Genomic DNA, 13,880 nt, shown 5'->3' with positions numbered 1-13,880 from the left:
CAAGGAGCATGACATGACGCAGTACACCCTGTTGGCCTGGGATTATACGGATGACGGAGCGCTCGAGCGCCGTATGGGCTGTCGCGAGGCGCATCTGGAGGGCCTTCGCGAGCTTTATCAGCAGGGGCATTTCATCGGCGGCGGCGTCATGCTCGATGACAACGGCAGAATGATCGGCTCCAACGCCCACTTTCAGTTTGAGGACAGGGCGGCCATGGACGCCTGGCTCGAGACAGAGCCCTACGTGAAGGAAAGGGTGTGGGAGCATATCGAGATCCGGGAGATCAGGCTGTTCAATCCCCAGGCCTGAAGATGCCGACAGGCCGAAATAAAACACTTTCCCCTGACGGTGTCTGATCGACATCGTCGCCTGCATAAAAAAACCGGCCCGGTCATTCACCGGGCCAGTCTGTATTGAAGTGACTGCCAGTGTCACTTATGGCGTGTCATCACGAATCTCCTTCACGCGGCCGACATCGACCCCTTTGGCATCGGGATCGCCAAACTGCGTCTGCACGTAGCTTGCCAGCGCCGAGATCTGCTCATCACTGAGCTGATCACGAAAGGCCGGCATGAAGATTTCACCGTCGTTGTTGGCACGATGCACACCGTTGAGGATGACCTGCGTAAGATTATCGCTGTGTGACGTCCCCACTACGCTGTTGTGCACCAGCGACGGATAGTAGCCATCCGGTGAGCCGCTGCCGTCTGCCTGGTGACAGGTCGCACAGTTGCCCAGATAAAGTGCTGCGCCGTCAGTGGCATTTTCACCGGTATGCTGGCCGTCGCTGCTGTCCTGACCACGCAGGCGGGAAGCGTCGCTGCCCTGCCCTTCATGGCCATAACGCGGCATCTCATCACCATCGTTGACGGCCGGCACATCACGCAGATAGGTCACGATGGCGCGAATATCCTCGTCGCTCATGTAGCGCAGGCTGTGCTCCACTGCTTCGCCCATCGGCCCTGCCGCCTGCCCCTTGCCATGTGCCGCGCCGGTTTTCAGATAGCTGAAGACCTCATCGTCACTCCATCCACCAATGCCGCTGTTGTGATCGCTGGTGATGTTGAAGGCATGCCACCCGCCCAGGTCGGCACCGGACAGAAACCCCTTGCCGGTGTCATCGCTGGCCTTTTCCTGCATGGCCAGGCCTCGCGGCGTATGACAGGTACCACAGTGGGTCGGCCCCTGTACCAGATAGGCCCCGCGGTTCCATTCATCACTCTTGTCGTCACGGGGCTCATAGGCACCGGTATCGACAAATGCCCAGTTCCAGACCGCCAGCGGCCAGCGCATGTTCAAAGGCCAGGGAATATCGCTTTCCCGGTTCTCCTGATGCACCGGCTCGACCCCTTCCTGAAACCAGGTATAGAGCGCCTGGATATCCTCATCCGGCATTTTGGTATAAGCGGTATAGGGCATGGCCGGATAGAGACGGTGCCCATCCCTTGCCACGCCTTCACGCAGTACCCGCGTGAACTCCTCCAGCGAGTAGCCACCAATGCCGGTGTCAGGATCAGGCGTGATATTGGTCGAATAGATATCCCCCATCGGGGTGGGCATTGCCAGCCCACCGGCAAAGGGCTTGTCTTCATCGGTGGTGTGACAGGCCGTACAGTCGGCCGTGCGGGCAATATAGGCGCCGCGCTCAAGCTGGTCCTGATCGGCGCCGAGCGCCGTGGCACTGCCTGCCAGCAGGGCCAGTGGCATGATCATGAGAAGACCATGGCGATAAACATGCTGGGTCATGATCATACCTCCCGCTTGAGCGTGTCACTGATACGAAGCGCCAGTGCGGCAACCGTCAAAGTACAGTTGACAGTGCCAACCGTGGGCATGGTGCCGCTGGTGGCCAGAAACAGATTGTCGTGATCAAAGCAGCGACAATCGCCATCGACCACGGCAGTGCTCGGGTCATCACCCATGATGACCGTGCCGCAGATATGCTGATTGTTGGCAAAGTCATCGCTATAGCTGATTTCCGTGCCACCCATCAGCTCGGCAATGCGCCCGTAGGCTTCACGGGTATGCACGGCGCTTTTACGCACGTAGTCATCAATGGCGTAATGAAATTCGGGTTTGGGAATACCCAGGGCATCCCTGTGCGTCGCGCTGGGGCGAATCCGGTTTTCCGGATGCGGCAACAGCTCATGGAAGCAGTCAAACTGCACATAGCGTGAGGCGCGATCACGGATGCGCTCATCCAGCGCCGGGCCTGTCAGCAGACCATCGGCACTCAATATCTGATCGGCCATCTGATCCACGCGCGAAACGTTGGACTGATGCAGTTTCTTGCCGGCGTACTCACTTCGAAAATCACCGTCACGCCAGCCCACGACCGAGGTCATTTCCTGCGGTCCGCGACCCGGCCAGAGCGGCTCGCTGGCCAGGAAACTGATTCCGGTACCCGGGTGATCCATCAGGTTGCGACCGACCATGCCGGAGCTGTTGCCAATGCCATCGGGGAAGGCGTCGCTGGTCGAAATCTGCATGAGCTTGGGCGTTTCGATGCCGTTGGCGGCTAGCACGAAGTAGCGCCCTTCCACGCGGTAGTCATTCCCCTGCGGGTCCTTGTAGTGCACGGCTGTAATGCGGCCGCCCTCGCCGGCTTCCACCCGGTACACCACCGCCTCGGGAATCAGGCGTGCCCCGGCCTTTTCGGCCTTCTCGACGTGAAAGATCCCGTTATACATGGCCCCGATCGGGCAGATGGGCATGCAGTTGTTGTTGCCACAGCAGGTCGGGCGCTGATCGTAGGGGCGGCTGTTGCGCGCCACCGGCTCGGTGACCACATAAAAGCCATTGTCATTAAGACGCGTCTTGACCGTGCTTTCGTTGTAGGACAGTGGCAGCGGCGCCATCGGATAGGGTTTGGAGCGCGGCGAGCCCAGCTCTTCGTCACTCGGCCCCCAGACACCCAGCTCTTCCTCGGCCCACTGATAGTAGTGCTCGAGATCGTCATAGCTGATCGGCCAGTCACGTCCGACGCCATAGCGACTCTTGAGCTCGAAGTCCTGGGGCAGGTAACGCCAGGTCGAGGCGGCCCAGTGCCAGGTCGTCCCGCCGACCACGCGCAGGTACTGGGCGTCGTAGGCCTGCTCACCCTTCTGGATCAGATAGCCGTTGTCAGGGCTGAACTGCGGGTGCGGCGCATACTCGGTGGAGGGATACGGCGCCTGAAAGTCCATCTTGTCCGGCGCATTGCGGAAATTTTCCACAATCTGCCAGCGCGGACGGCGCGGGCCGGCCTCAAGCATGATCACCGATTTGCCGGCCATCGACATCTGGTGGGCAATCAGCGCCCCGGCCACGCCGGAGCCGACAATGACCACATCGGCCTGTAAATCTTCATGTTCGCGTGCCATGGTCAAGCGCTCCGGGCCGTGGGTTTTTCTGCCCAGAAACCGGGCTTGTTGGGACAATAGCTGCGCACGATCAATTCATTTTCGACGCAGCGAAACTGCAGGGCATCTTCATAGATGACCACCACGGCCTTTTCGCCCTCTCCCACGATGCCGGTGTACCAGCCATACAGGACTCGTTTGGCGGCGTTGCGCTGGGCATCATCCCACTGCGACTGGGGCTGATCGATCACCTGTGCCAGGTATGCCAGCGACTCGGGCGTATCCTCGAAATGCTGATTCAGCGCATCAAGCAGGCGCCGCCCGATGGCCGGGTCAAGGTTGTACTGGGGGATCAGCTTCGCGGAAAGGCTCATGAAGCGCTCGACCAGATCATCATCAGGTGTCGAGGCCTGCGCCAAGGCTATAAAATCATCAAGGGTAAACAGACGGGCAGCGGCCAGTCCGATAGCGCCTGTAATCGCCCCGCCCAGCAGCTGGCGCCTGGTCAATCCGCCTTTTTTGCCATCCATGGGCAGCGGTTGACGATTCGGATCGTCCATACCTTGTTCTCTCATCGTTATCATCGGTCACGGAAAGCAAAAATAAGTGTCACGGCGCGCTATTCTGAAGTAAAACTGAATTAAATTCACGGCGCGTGACCCTATCAGCACTTTTCAAGGCTGAAAGCCATGACGCTGTCGATATCTTCGCGTTCAAGCGCGAGCATGATGAGACGGTCTATTCCCAGGGCGACACCACATCCTGCGGGCATTCCTGAGTGCAGGGCATCGATCAGCTTCTGATCCGTAGATATGCAGGGTTTGCCAAGCGCAAGACGCTGCTGGTTGTCCTTCTCAAAGCGCGCTTGCTGCTCGTCGGCATCGGTCAGCTCATCGAATCCGTTGGCCAGTTCAATACCCTCCAGATAGACCTCAAAACGTGACGCCACCAGCGTACCGTCGCGGTCACGGCGCTTGCGGGCCAGCGCCGCCTGAGACGCCGGATAGTCAACGACGACATCCAGACCGTCGCGACCCAGCGTGGGTTCGATGACCAGTGACATCAAAAGATCACAGCAGTCATCGCGCGACCACGACGTCGTATCAGCTCCTGCGTGACGAGCGGCATGATCGCGCAGTGCCGCCAGCATCTCGGGACTTTCCTGCAGCGGGTCCACCGAAAAATGCGTCGTGAAAAGCTCGCGATAGCGGCGCAGACGCACCTGTGGCAATGGGGAAGCCAGCACCGTCTCGATCAGATCAGCCACCTCCTGGATCAGTTCTTCAAGGGCAAACCCGGGGCGATACCACTCCAGCATGGTGAATTCGATGTTGTGGCGTCGGCCCGCTTCACCATCGCGAAAAACACGCGAGAGCTGAAAAATGGGGCCACTACCTGCCGCCAGCAGACGTTTCATGTGGTACTCGGGCGAGGTCTGCAGCCAGAGTCGCGTATCACCGGCTGGCGTGCGGGCACTCAAGGAAAGCGAATCCAGATGCACATCGCTGCTGCCGGCGTGGCCCAGCACGGGGGTTTCCACCTCAAGCACGTCGCGGGCATGAAAGAAGTCACGGATGCGGCGCATGATGGCCGCACGCGCGTGTAGTACCTCGATGGTGGCGCCGGGTCGCCAGTCAGCAGCACTCATGGCAGATGATCCATTGGTGAGACGGGATAAAACGCAAGCGCCGGACCATGAGGCCCGGCGCTTGCAGCAGTTCAGGGTACAGCTTATGCGCGGCTGACGTACTCACCGCTGCGGGTATCAATCTTGAGCGTTTCGCCCTGATTGATGAACAACGGGACGCGCACCATGGCACCGGTCGACAGGGTGGCCGGCTTGGAGCCGCCCTGGGCCGTATCGCCCTTGAGGCCCGGATCGGTTTCGACCACTTCCAGCTCAATGAAGTTGGGCGGGGTCACCGAGATGGGGTTATCGTTCCACAGCGTAATGGTGTAAACCACCTGCTCCTTGAGCCACCTGGAAGTGTCACCCACGGCCTTCTTGTCGGCGGCGAACTGCTCAAAGGAGCCGTCGGTCTTCATGAAGTGCCACATCTCGCCATCGTTGTAGAGATACTCCATGTCGATGTCGAGAACATCGGCGCCTTCCAGCGTTTCGCCGGACTTGAAGGTGCGCTCCCAGGTACGACCGGTCATCAGGTTGCGCAGCTTGACGCGGTTGAAGGCCTGACCCTTGCCGGGCTTGACGAACTCGTTTTCGACGATGTTGCAGGGATCGCCGTCGAGCATCACTTTCAGACCGCCCTTGAATTCATTGGTAGAATAGCTTGCCATAACGCCTCGTTGTGTTCGCAGCCGCCCGAGTCCGCGGCGCTGCGGGGACAGTGAATGACCAAAACGCTCCGGAGTCGATGTGCCATGCAGCCGCATCGAATCCGGAGCATCAGAATGTGTGCGATGATAACGCGAACCATGCAGCCTGTGCAGACTATCTCTTCTTCTATCGCCTGCGACGATAGTGCGTCCCGGGGAAGCTGGCAGTCACAGCTTTCCGGTGCCATTCGCGACCCGAAGGCCCTGCTGGCCGCCGTTGGCCTGGACGAGCGCTGGCTGCCGGGCGCGCAAGGCGGTCATCAGGCCTTTGAGGTCCGGGTGCCGCAGGCCTATCTGTCACGCATCAAAAGGGACGACCCGAACGATCCGCTGCTGCGTCAGGTGCTGCCGCTGGACGCCGAAACCCGGGCGGTAGCAGGCTATGTCACCGACCCGCTGGAAGAGGCCGATCATACCCCCGCGACCGGGCTGATTCACAAATACGCCACGCGCGTTCTGATGATTACCAGCAGCGCCTGCGCCATCAACTGCCGCTACTGCTTCCGGCGTCATTTCCCCTATGAGGATCACGCCGCCTCCCGCGCGCAGTGGGGGGAAACGCTGGACTACCTGCGCGATGATGATTCGCTGATCGAGGCCATTCTGTCAGGAGGCGACCCGCTGGTGTCCAGCGACAGCCGACTCGCCTGGCTGGTCGGTGAGCTCGACGCCATTTCCCACCTCAAGCGGTTGCGCCTGCATACCCGCCTGCCGGTCGTCATCCCCGACCGGGTCGATGACGCCATGCTGGCCTGGCTCTCGAACACGCGGCTGCAAAAGGTGATGGTGCTGCACATCAATCATGCCAATGAAATTGATGACAGTGTCATCAATGCCTGTGAACGGCTCAAGGGGGTGGGCGTCACGCTGCTCAACCAGAGCGTGTTGCTGCGCGGCGTCAACGATGATGTGGCAACGCTCAGAGCGTTGTCCGAGCGTCTTTTTGAAGCCGGTATTCTGCCCTACTACCTCCATGTACTGGACCCCGTAGCGGGCGCGGCACATTTTGATGTACCGGATCATGAAGCCTGCCAGCTGCATGACGTCCTTCGAGGCCAGCTGCCGGGCTTTTTGCTGCCCCGACTGGTGCGCGAGGTACCCGGCGCCGATGCCAAGACACCGCTTCAGGTACCGCCACGCTAGCGTTTCAATCCGTCTCGGGGCCGTTTTTCCACAGCGCCACCAGTGGCTTCGGCGCCTTTCGCTCCGGCACATGCAGAGTAATCACATCGGTGTCGCTGCCTGCCGGCATGATCACGATGCGGAAATAGCGCTGGTCACCCTGCCCTGCCTGATCGCCGGGGCACTTCAGCTGCTCGGCGTCATCGAGCAGCTGACAGACCTTCTTGCGCTGTGACAGCGAGCACTCCTGAAAATTGATCTCGCGCGGGCGGGCCAGCGCCGGCATATAGGCCACGCCGCCTTCACGTGCGACACGAACGCGCGCGCGCTCACCCAGAGAATGTCGATAGCTCACACGTTGACTCCTACACCCTGCCAGCCCTGTTGAACAGCGTCATGGACTTCATTGCCTTCGAAAAGGCGCGCAGCATGATCCAGCGTCAGCCGGGCAAAATCACTGAACTCGGCATCATTGGCCAGCCGCCGGTCCAAAAGCGTTGCATACCACACACGCCCGGCGCGCTCCCAGCTGTAGCCGCCCAGCGCCATGGCCGTCAGATAGAAGGCGCGATTGGGAATGCCGGAGTTGATATGAACGCCGCCGCTGTCCTCATTGGTTTCCACGAAATCACGCATGTGGCCAGGCTGCGGATCGCGTCCCAGCAGCGGATCGTCGTAGGCCGTGCCCGGCTCGGACATCGAGCGAAGTCCGGTGCCGTTGATACCTGGTGCCAGCAGCGCCCGACCGATCGACCAGTCAGCTTCTTCAACCGTCTGACCAGCGTCATACTGGGCGACCATCACGCCAAAGACGTCCGAGATGGACTCGTTCAGCGCGCCGGGCTGGTTGTAATAGACAAGCCCCGCCTCGCGCTCGGTAATGCCATGCATCAGCTCATGGGCCACGACATCAAGCGCTTTTGTGAAGGAGAGAAAGATGTCGCCATCGCCGTCACCAAACACCATCTGGTAACCGTTCCAGAAGGCATTCTGGTAATCCTCGCCGTAATGCACGCTGCCCAGCAGCGCACCGCCTTCATCATCGATGGCGTTACGTCCGAACACCTCCGAGAAAAAGCGATAGGTGGCCCCCAGATCATCGTAGGCCTCATCCACGGCCTCATCGCCGGTCTCATGCTGGCCTTCACGGCGCACCTGACGCCCCGGCAGCTCCATGGTATTACCGGCATCAAAGATATAGCGCAGTGGCTCTCCCTGCTGGCCACGGCGAGCATCGGTCGGCGCCGTATGCCGCTCGGTACGGGCTCTGAAACGGGCATCCAGTGACAGGGTATTCAACGCGCAACGGCGATGGCGGTCGTTACCGTTTTCAATCAGGTAATTGAGAAGATGAGGAGGAATGACTCCGTAAGGATTGTTGCGCGTCGCCTTCATGATGACTCTCCGACTGTCTGCCGCAGTAACAGCACGACACTGTTACACGGCGGTCCCTGCTGATAATTGAATCCCTTCACTGACAAGCCTAGTCGATCATGGGCTGGGGAAACTTCAAGGTGTGATGAATCACCACACCGACTTTTGTCTTCCCCTGCCCGGTGTTGTCACGACGAACGCAGCGACTCCAGCACGCTGCTGCTGGGAAAGCCGTCCGGCGTTTTACCGACGCTGCGCTGCCATGCCCGCAGCCCATCCCGGGTGTTGGGGCCCATGATGCCGTCCGGCGTACCGGTGCCAAAACCCTTCTGGTTCAAAAGGGTCTGCATCTCTTTGGTCTGTGAGCGTGACAGCGGTTTCAGATCACGCGGCCAGTCACCCTGCACGCCCGGCCCGCCGTCGATGCGCTGCGAGAGAAGCGCCACGGCAAGGGCGTAGCTGGTAGCGTTGTTGTAACGCATGATGACGCGAAAATTGGGACCGACCAGAAAGGCAGGCCCCTGTGCACCGGCCGGGGCAATGACCGAGGCCTGATCGAAATTCGGCAGCGTCTGACCCTGCATGGCGCGAACACCCTGCGACTGCCAGGTCTGCGTGGACTGACGCGTGGCAAGCTCGGTGCGGGTGTAGTCAAAGTTTTCGGGAAGGGTCACTTCCACACCCCAGGGCTGACCGCGCTGCCAGCCATTTTTGGCCAGATAGTTGGCGGTAGAGGCCATCACATCAGGGATGCTGCCCCAGATATCGCGCTTCCCGTCATTGTCACCATCCACGGCGTAGGCCAGAAAACTGGTGGGAATGAACTGGGTGTGACCCATGGCGCCGGCCCAGGACCCCAGCATATGCTCGCGATCAATATCGCCTTCCTGGATGATGCGAAGCGCCGCGATCAGCTGCTCCTGAGCAAAGGCATGACGCCGCCCTTCATAGCCAAGCGTGGCAAAGGCATCGATGGTCGAGAAGCTGCCGAAGTTGCTGCCGTAGTTGCTCTCGATGCCCCATATGGCCGTGATGACCGAGCCCGGCACGCCATATTGCGCCTGCGCCTGGTCGGCAGCGCTGCGATGCTCGGCCAGCTTTCTGCGCCCATTGTCAATGCGCGTTGAGGATACCGCGCCATCCAGATACTCCCATATGGCCCGGGTAAACTCCGGCTGCGAGCGATCCAGCTCGATGATGCGCGGCTGATAGCGCACGTCTGCCAGCGCCTTGTCCAGGGTGGCCGGCGTAATGCCTTCTGCCTGTGCCTTCCGGCGAAACTCGCTGACCCACTGATCAAACGACTCACGCTCGGCGGGCGTCTGATCGTCCGGATTTGCCGACGCAGGCGCTGTCGTGGCCGCTTTGGCATCGCTGGCGCCCTGTGCCTTGCCGGCGTCGGCAGCCGTCGTCTGCGCCGGCGAGGATGAAGGCGACTGCGGTGACGGTGCTGCACCGGCCTGACAGCCCTGCATGGCGCCGCCGCTCAGCAACAGCGTCAGCATCAGCGTGCGAGCCCGCGCGGCCGACATCGCAGCGTGTCGGCGTGGCAATTGTCTTCCCTGAAATTGTGATGGCATTACCGCTTTCCTGTCTGTTGAGCTGAACTATCATGGCTGATAAGGCCCGGCATTGACTACTGCCGGGCACAGTGAACGTCCCGGTATTTCAGCATGGGTTCATGGACAGACGGCAGAACAGCGTCAACGGATGACAGGATGGATCAATGAGCAAGTCCAGGGAGGCCCTGACCGGTCAGCCACAACAGGAGGACGGCGACAAGCCCGACTGTCGAAAGCACCCTGAGCACTATCGCGTGGGCCGCGGTGAACAGGGGGTGCTGACCGTTGAACCCTACAAGGGCGAGCTGCTGCCCCACTGGCGCTTCAAGACGCCGGACGATGCCCGGGCCTCGTCGCAAAAGCTGCTGGAGATGTTTGAAGACTACCGAAAGCGTGACGACTTTGTCGGCATGGACATGGCACGCAAGTTCATCCAGATGGGCCACACCCGCGCCAAGCGCTATGCCAACTATCCCGGGGGGCGCAAATACGATAAAAATGGCGAGATTCGCGAACGCCAGATTGATGAGGAGAAGGCCGAATCGGCAGCCATCTTTGAAAAAATCTGGAAACAGGTGCGCGAAGACGAGGATTATCTCAAACGCAAGAAGGCCCATCAGCGCGCTTATGGCTGACAGGCCGCATGGCTGAAAGACCTTCATGACGAGGCACCGGTATGCCCACACTGCTTTTTCATCATCCGCGCGAGCTGAGCGATGACATTCTCGACCCACTAATGGATGCCCTTCATCAATGCGCGCTGGATTCCGGTCTTTTCGAGGCGCATACGATCAAGGCTGCTGCGCTGGCAATCTCCAACCCCCGTCAGGGTGGCGAGCGAAAGCCCTTTGCGTCGCTGCAGATGCGCCTGTTTACCGGACGGTCGCAGGAACAGCGTCTTGCGCTTTCCAGAGCCCTGCTGGCAGTGATCAACGCGCATCTGGGCGAGCGCATGAGCGCTACCGTCGAAATGGTGGAAACCGACAGCGCTACCTTCTCGCGCTGATATTTCACCAGGGCGTCATGTGGTTATCGTGACGCCCGACGCACCCCTCAAGCGTGCCAAGCTGAACCAGTTCGGGCCCCTCCAGCACCTGATTCATGCTTTTATCATGAGTAAGCTCACGCACGACCCGGACCCGCGACGGCTGCCCCCTGGCGTCAAGGCGCATCACCCAGGCCTGGAAACCGCTTGAAAACGCCACCAGCGAGCCGATCGGGGTAAACCCGTAGCGCTTGACGTAGCGATTGGCGCAGCCCGTATCAAACTGTGCTCCGGCATTGAAGATATGGCGATAGATTTCCAGCGCCAGCCAGGCCGGGCGATCACTGCGCGGTCGGCCCATGGCATCAATGGCATCAATGACGCTGGCCATGCGGGCCAGACGATTCAGCGAGTAACCCTCCAGCCCGCGCGGATAGCCGCTGCCATCAAGCCGCTCGTTGATGCTCAACAGCACGTCACGACGCGCATCGCCGGAGAGTCCGTCGCGCTCGATGCGAAAACGCAAGAGTTCCACATGAGCGTGCAGATGTGACAGCAGTGGCGCTTCCATGACGCCCTGATGAAGCCGTACGTTTTCGGGCAGCAGTATCTTGCCAAAGTCATGCACCATTGCGCAGGCCATCATCTGTATGACCTGCTCGGTGGTGCGACCGCCACTTTCCAGATCCGCCAGTCGTGTGGCCACGGCCAGACCGTGACACACCAGCGGTGTGGAATGGCGCTCAACGCAGGCCAGCGCATATAAAAGCGCCTGACGATCTTCCTGCAACAGGGACAGCAGCATGCGTGCCTGCTCACACAGCACGGCGGTTTCAAGACTTATGCCGGCCTGCAGGTTGATCAGCTGAACGCCCAGCGCACGGGCAATATTCCTGACGTTATCAAAAAGGGGCAGTGCTGCCAGCGCTTCTTCCTGAGGCGTGGCGACGGCTTCTACCTCAAGGGCAGCACTGCCTTCATTAAAAAGTCGTGAGGGCGCCACGGGGCGTTCGGGTGGCGCCTCAAGGCGCACGGCCTCACGCTCGATTTCGCGGACATAGAACCATACCCGACGCTCAAAGTCGGCAAGGCTTGCGTCAAAGACCACCCCGATCAACACATCGTTGCTGTCATCGCTGCAGCGCATATGACGCACGCACCCGGACGCATCAAAGGCCTCGCCACTGGGGAAGACGGCTCGAAGACGATACAGCGACATGCCGATCTGAAAGTTGATGGCATCGTTGACCGAGACCGCTATCAAACAGCCGCCGATGGAAAGATCCACCAGCCGCCCTTCGACCTCACTGCCGTTGCGCTGTGCGGTCATGAGCATGTTGACCTTCATGCCGCGTTCAAGCGTGGCCCTGAACAGGTTGCGCTGGCGAGTCAGCTTGAGCGATACCGGCAGCGCTGTGCGAATATCGATCCAGTCGACCTGACCGCTGACCTGGAGCGGGCGCATCAACGCACTGGTCATCGACATCGAGGTGTGCTGAATATCCAGATAAAAGGGAAGGCGCTGCGTCAGCAGGGTATTGAGATCCTCAAGATCGCTGGCCCTGAGCATGCACTGGTGCAGATCGCGATCCAGCCTGGCCAGCGTCACGGGGTACTGGACATCGAGACCTTCAAAGCGTATCGACAGACGGGCATCGTTACCGGTCAGGTCGGCGAAGGTCTCGACGATTTGATCCGGCGCGCCAATATCAAGATGGCGCGCCTTGCTTGCATTGAGATTGGAACTGGGAAACATGAGATCATCCACCGAGCAGGCCTGAGTGCCTAAATGCCGGGGATATCGGCATGTTACTGCCTTTCTTGAGCTGTGTTAAAGGCTGTCTGCCGCAGCGCTACCCCTGTTGCTGCAGCGTTTGCTCATCGTGGCCCAGCAGGTAAAGGATAGCGTCCAGTCCCAGGGTAGAGAGCGAGATACGCGCCTGTTCGCGCACCAGCGGCTTGGCGTGAAAGGCAATGCCCAGCCCGGCGCTCGCCAGCATCTTCAGATCGTTGGCCCCATCGCCCACGGCCACGGTCTGCTCAAGGGCAATACCGTGGTGCTCGGCGATCTCCTTTAAAAGCACGGCCTTGCGCTCGGCATCCACGATCGGCAGATGCACTTCTCCGGTAACCACGCCGGCCTCAATGATCAGCTCATTGGCATGTACCTCATCAAAGCCGAGTCGCCTTTGCAGATAGTGCGCAAAGTAGGTAAACCCGCCTGACAGAATGGCGGTGCGATAGCCCAGCCGCCTGAGCTGCGTCATCAGACGCTCCAGCCCGTCCATCAGCTCAAGTCCGTCGGCGACGTCTGCCAGCACCGACTCGCTGAGTCCGTTGAGCATGCTCATGCGCTCGCGAAAGCTCTGCTGGAAGTCAATTTCACCGCGCATGGCCCGCTCGGTAATCGCCGCGACCGCATCATAAACGCCGTGGCGGCGTGCCAGCTCATCAATGACCTCGGCCTTGATCAGGGTCGAGTCCATGTCAAAGCAGATCAGACGGCGCTGATGGCGCCAGCGGCTTTCTTCCTGCAGGGCGATATCCACGCCTTCCTGCGCAGCGAAGGCCAGCAGCGCCTGCCTCAGCGCATCGATATTCACCGCCTCGCCACGCAAATGATATTCAAGGCAGACCCCTGCGGCGGGGGCTGTCTCGATCAATGACGATGGCCCGGACAGACGCTGCATTCGCTCGATCGCAAGGCCCCACTTGCTGATCAGCCGGTCAACCCGTGCCAGCAGGTCCCTTGACAGCCGCGTGGCCATGAGCGTCATCACAAGATGAAGCGACTGACCACTTTCGTGCGTATCCTGATCGATCTCATGCACCGACAGCGCGAGATCTGCCTCAGCTGCAAACGTCTCTCTGGCCGCATGAAGACGCTGCGTCAGCGTTGAGGCGCTGTCATGACAGGAGACCAGCGCCTCAAGCACCGTCTGGCCCTGCGTGACACGTTGATCGATATCCAGCAAAGCGACATCGCACGCGTTGAGTGTCTGGCTCAGTATCGCCAGCTGGCCCGGTTTCACCTGACCGATGGCACGTACCAGCAGCCTTTGCGTCATGTTGTTCTCTCACACACCCTGGGGAAAAAGCTCAAGGCCGGGGGTTGCCCCACCGGCCTTTCCAATGTTGTCGCCTGCCTCAAGGGAAGG

Annotated in this window: 14 protein-coding genes; 4 read left to right on the top strand and 10 right to left on the bottom strand. The window is 60.2% G+C overall.

Annotation, left to right across the window (positions count from 1 at the left end):
• The first annotated feature begins 13 nt into the window (after positions 1-13).
• The gene (locus tag IE123_RS12980; RefSeq protein WP_189518856.1) at positions 14-310 is read left to right on the top strand and encodes a YciI family protein; all 297 of its coding nucleotides are present in this window, start codon (positions 14-16) and stop codon (positions 308-310) included.
• A 126-nt stretch (positions 311-436) separates the two neighbouring features.
• Here IE123_RS12980 and IE123_RS12975 read toward each other — a convergent pair whose 3' ends face one another.
• The 5 genes from IE123_RS12975 to efp all read right to left on the bottom strand — a co-directional run bounded on the left by IE123_RS12975 (position 437) and on the right by efp (position 5,640).
• Positions 437-1,747 carry a cytochrome c gene (locus tag IE123_RS12975; RefSeq protein WP_189518855.1) on the bottom strand — a complete coding sequence of 437 codons (1,311 nt, stop codon included), beginning with the start codon at positions 1,745-1,747 and terminating at the stop codon, positions 437-439.
• 2 nt (positions 1,748-1,749) lie between these two features.
• A complete protein-coding gene (locus tag IE123_RS12970) occupies positions 1,750-3,363 on the bottom strand; it encodes a GMC family oxidoreductase (protein WP_189518854.1) in 1,614 nt (537 codons plus the stop codon).
• Between the two features lie 2 nt (positions 3,364-3,365).
• A complete protein-coding gene (locus tag IE123_RS12965; protein ID WP_189518852.1) occupies positions 3,366-3,902 on the bottom strand; it encodes a sugar dehydrogenase complex small subunit in 537 nt (178 codons plus the stop codon).
• Between the two features lie 104 nt (positions 3,903-4,006).
• Positions 4,007-4,990, bottom strand: a complete 984-nt coding sequence (gene epmA / locus IE123_RS12960) for an EF-P lysine aminoacylase EpmA (RefSeq protein ID WP_189518850.1) — start codon at positions 4,988-4,990, stop codon at positions 4,007-4,009.
• An 83-nt stretch (positions 4,991-5,073) separates the two neighbouring features.
• Positions 5,074-5,640 (bottom strand): elongation factor P, encoded by a 567-nt coding sequence (gene efp / locus IE123_RS12955; protein WP_189518849.1) that lies wholly within the window; start codon positions 5,638-5,640, stop codon positions 5,074-5,076.
• Between the two features lie 138 nt (positions 5,641-5,778).
• On the opposite strand from efp, the gene epmB reads away from it, so the two are divergent.
• Complete coding sequence (gene epmB / locus IE123_RS12950) at positions 5,779-6,822, top strand: EF-P beta-lysylation protein EpmB (protein WP_229819758.1); 1,044 nt, start codon at positions 5,779-5,781, stop codon at positions 6,820-6,822.
• Between the two features lie 4 nt (positions 6,823-6,826).
• On the opposite strand, the gene IE123_RS12945 is transcribed toward epmB, so the two are convergent.
• From IE123_RS12945 to IE123_RS12935, 3 genes are all read right to left on the bottom strand, one after another.
• Positions 6,827-7,156, bottom strand: coding sequence for a protealysin inhibitor emfourin (locus IE123_RS12945; protein ID WP_189518845.1), 330 nt, complete (start codon positions 7,154-7,156; stop codon positions 6,827-6,829).
• Positions 7,153-8,196: a M4 family metallopeptidase gene (locus IE123_RS12940; protein WP_189518843.1), complete on the bottom strand. Its 1,044-nt coding sequence runs from the start codon at positions 8,194-8,196 to the stop codon at positions 7,153-7,155. Before IE123_RS12940 ends, IE123_RS12945 begins: the two co-directional genes overlap by 4 nt.
• Positions 8,197-8,363: 167 nt before the next feature.
• Positions 8,364-9,755: a lytic murein transglycosylase gene (locus IE123_RS12935; protein WP_229819757.1), complete on the bottom strand. Its 1,392-nt coding sequence runs from the start codon at positions 9,753-9,755 to the stop codon at positions 8,364-8,366.
• A gap of 146 nt (positions 9,756-9,901) precedes the next feature.
• On the opposite strand from IE123_RS12935, the gene IE123_RS12930 reads away from it, so the two are divergent.
• Together IE123_RS12930 and IE123_RS12925 are read left to right on the top strand one after the other, a co-directional pair.
• Positions 9,902-10,372, top strand: coding sequence for a DUF4385 domain-containing protein (locus IE123_RS12930; protein ID WP_189518841.1), 471 nt, complete (start codon positions 9,902-9,904; stop codon positions 10,370-10,372).
• 41 nt (positions 10,373-10,413) lie between these two features.
• Positions 10,414-10,743, top strand: coding sequence for a 5-carboxymethyl-2-hydroxymuconate Delta-isomerase (locus IE123_RS12925; RefSeq protein WP_189518839.1), 330 nt, complete (start codon positions 10,414-10,416; stop codon positions 10,741-10,743).
• Between the two features lie 4 nt (positions 10,744-10,747).
• On the opposite strand, the gene IE123_RS12920 is transcribed toward IE123_RS12925, so the two are convergent.
• Positions 10,748-12,478 (bottom strand): PilZ domain-containing protein, encoded by a 1,731-nt coding sequence (locus tag IE123_RS12920; RefSeq protein ID WP_189518837.1) that lies wholly within the window; start codon positions 12,476-12,478, stop codon positions 10,748-10,750.
• Between the two features lie 97 nt (positions 12,479-12,575).
• Positions 12,576-13,790 (bottom strand): phosphoserine phosphatase SerB, encoded by a 1,215-nt coding sequence (serB, locus tag IE123_RS12915; protein WP_189518829.1) that lies wholly within the window; start codon positions 13,788-13,790, stop codon positions 12,576-12,578.
• Positions 13,791-13,880 lie beyond the last annotated feature (90 nt).

It is taken from the genome of Kushneria pakistanensis (assembly GCF_014652795.1).
GTDB lineage: Bacteria > Pseudomonadota > Gammaproteobacteria > Pseudomonadales > Halomonadaceae > Kushneria > Kushneria pakistanensis.
This window is presented reverse-complemented; position numbering and strand designations above follow the sequence as displayed.

Bases quoted from the DNA above. Each gene is read 5' to 3' on its own strand.
- IE123_RS12980 (WP_189518856.1), top strand. From the start codon at position 14: ATGACGCAGTACACCCTGTTGGCCTGGGATTATACGGATGACGGAGCG.
- IE123_RS12975 (WP_189518855.1), bottom strand. From the start codon at position 1,747: ATGACCCAGCATGTTTATCGCCATGGTCTTCTCATGATCATGCCACTG.
- IE123_RS12970 (WP_189518854.1), bottom strand. From the start codon at position 3,363: ATGGCACGCGAACATGAAGATTTACAGGCCGATGTGGTCATTGTCGGC.
- IE123_RS12965 (WP_189518852.1), bottom strand. From the start codon at position 3,902: ATGGACGATCCGAATCGTCAACCGCTGCCCATGGATGGCAAAAAAGGC.
- epmA (WP_189518850.1), bottom strand. From the start codon at position 4,990: ATGAGTGCTGCTGACTGGCGACCCGGCGCCACCATCGAGGTACTACAC.
- efp (WP_189518849.1), bottom strand. From the start codon at position 5,640: ATGGCAAGCTATTCTACCAATGAATTCAAGGGCGGTCTGAAAGTGATG.
- epmB (WP_229819758.1), top strand. From the start codon at position 5,779: ATGCAGCCTGTGCAGACTATCTCTTCTTCTATCGCCTGCGACGATAGT.
- IE123_RS12940 (WP_189518843.1), bottom strand. From the start codon at position 8,196: ATGAAGGCGACGCGCAACAATCCTTACGGAGTCATTCCTCCTCATCTT.
- IE123_RS12935 (WP_229819757.1), bottom strand. From the start codon at position 9,755: ATGCCATCACAATTTCAGGGAAGACAATTGCCACGCCGACACGCTGCG.
- IE123_RS12930 (WP_189518841.1), top strand. From the start codon at position 9,902: ATGAGCAAGTCCAGGGAGGCCCTGACCGGTCAGCCACAACAGGAGGAC.
- IE123_RS12925 (WP_189518839.1), top strand. From the start codon at position 10,414: ATGCCCACACTGCTTTTTCATCATCCGCGCGAGCTGAGCGATGACATT.
- IE123_RS12920 (WP_189518837.1), bottom strand. From the start codon at position 12,478: ATGTTTCCCAGTTCCAATCTCAATGCAAGCAAGGCGCGCCATCTTGAT.
- serB (WP_189518829.1), bottom strand. From the start codon at position 13,790: ATGACGCAAAGGCTGCTGGTACGTGCCATCGGTCAGGTGAAACCGGGC.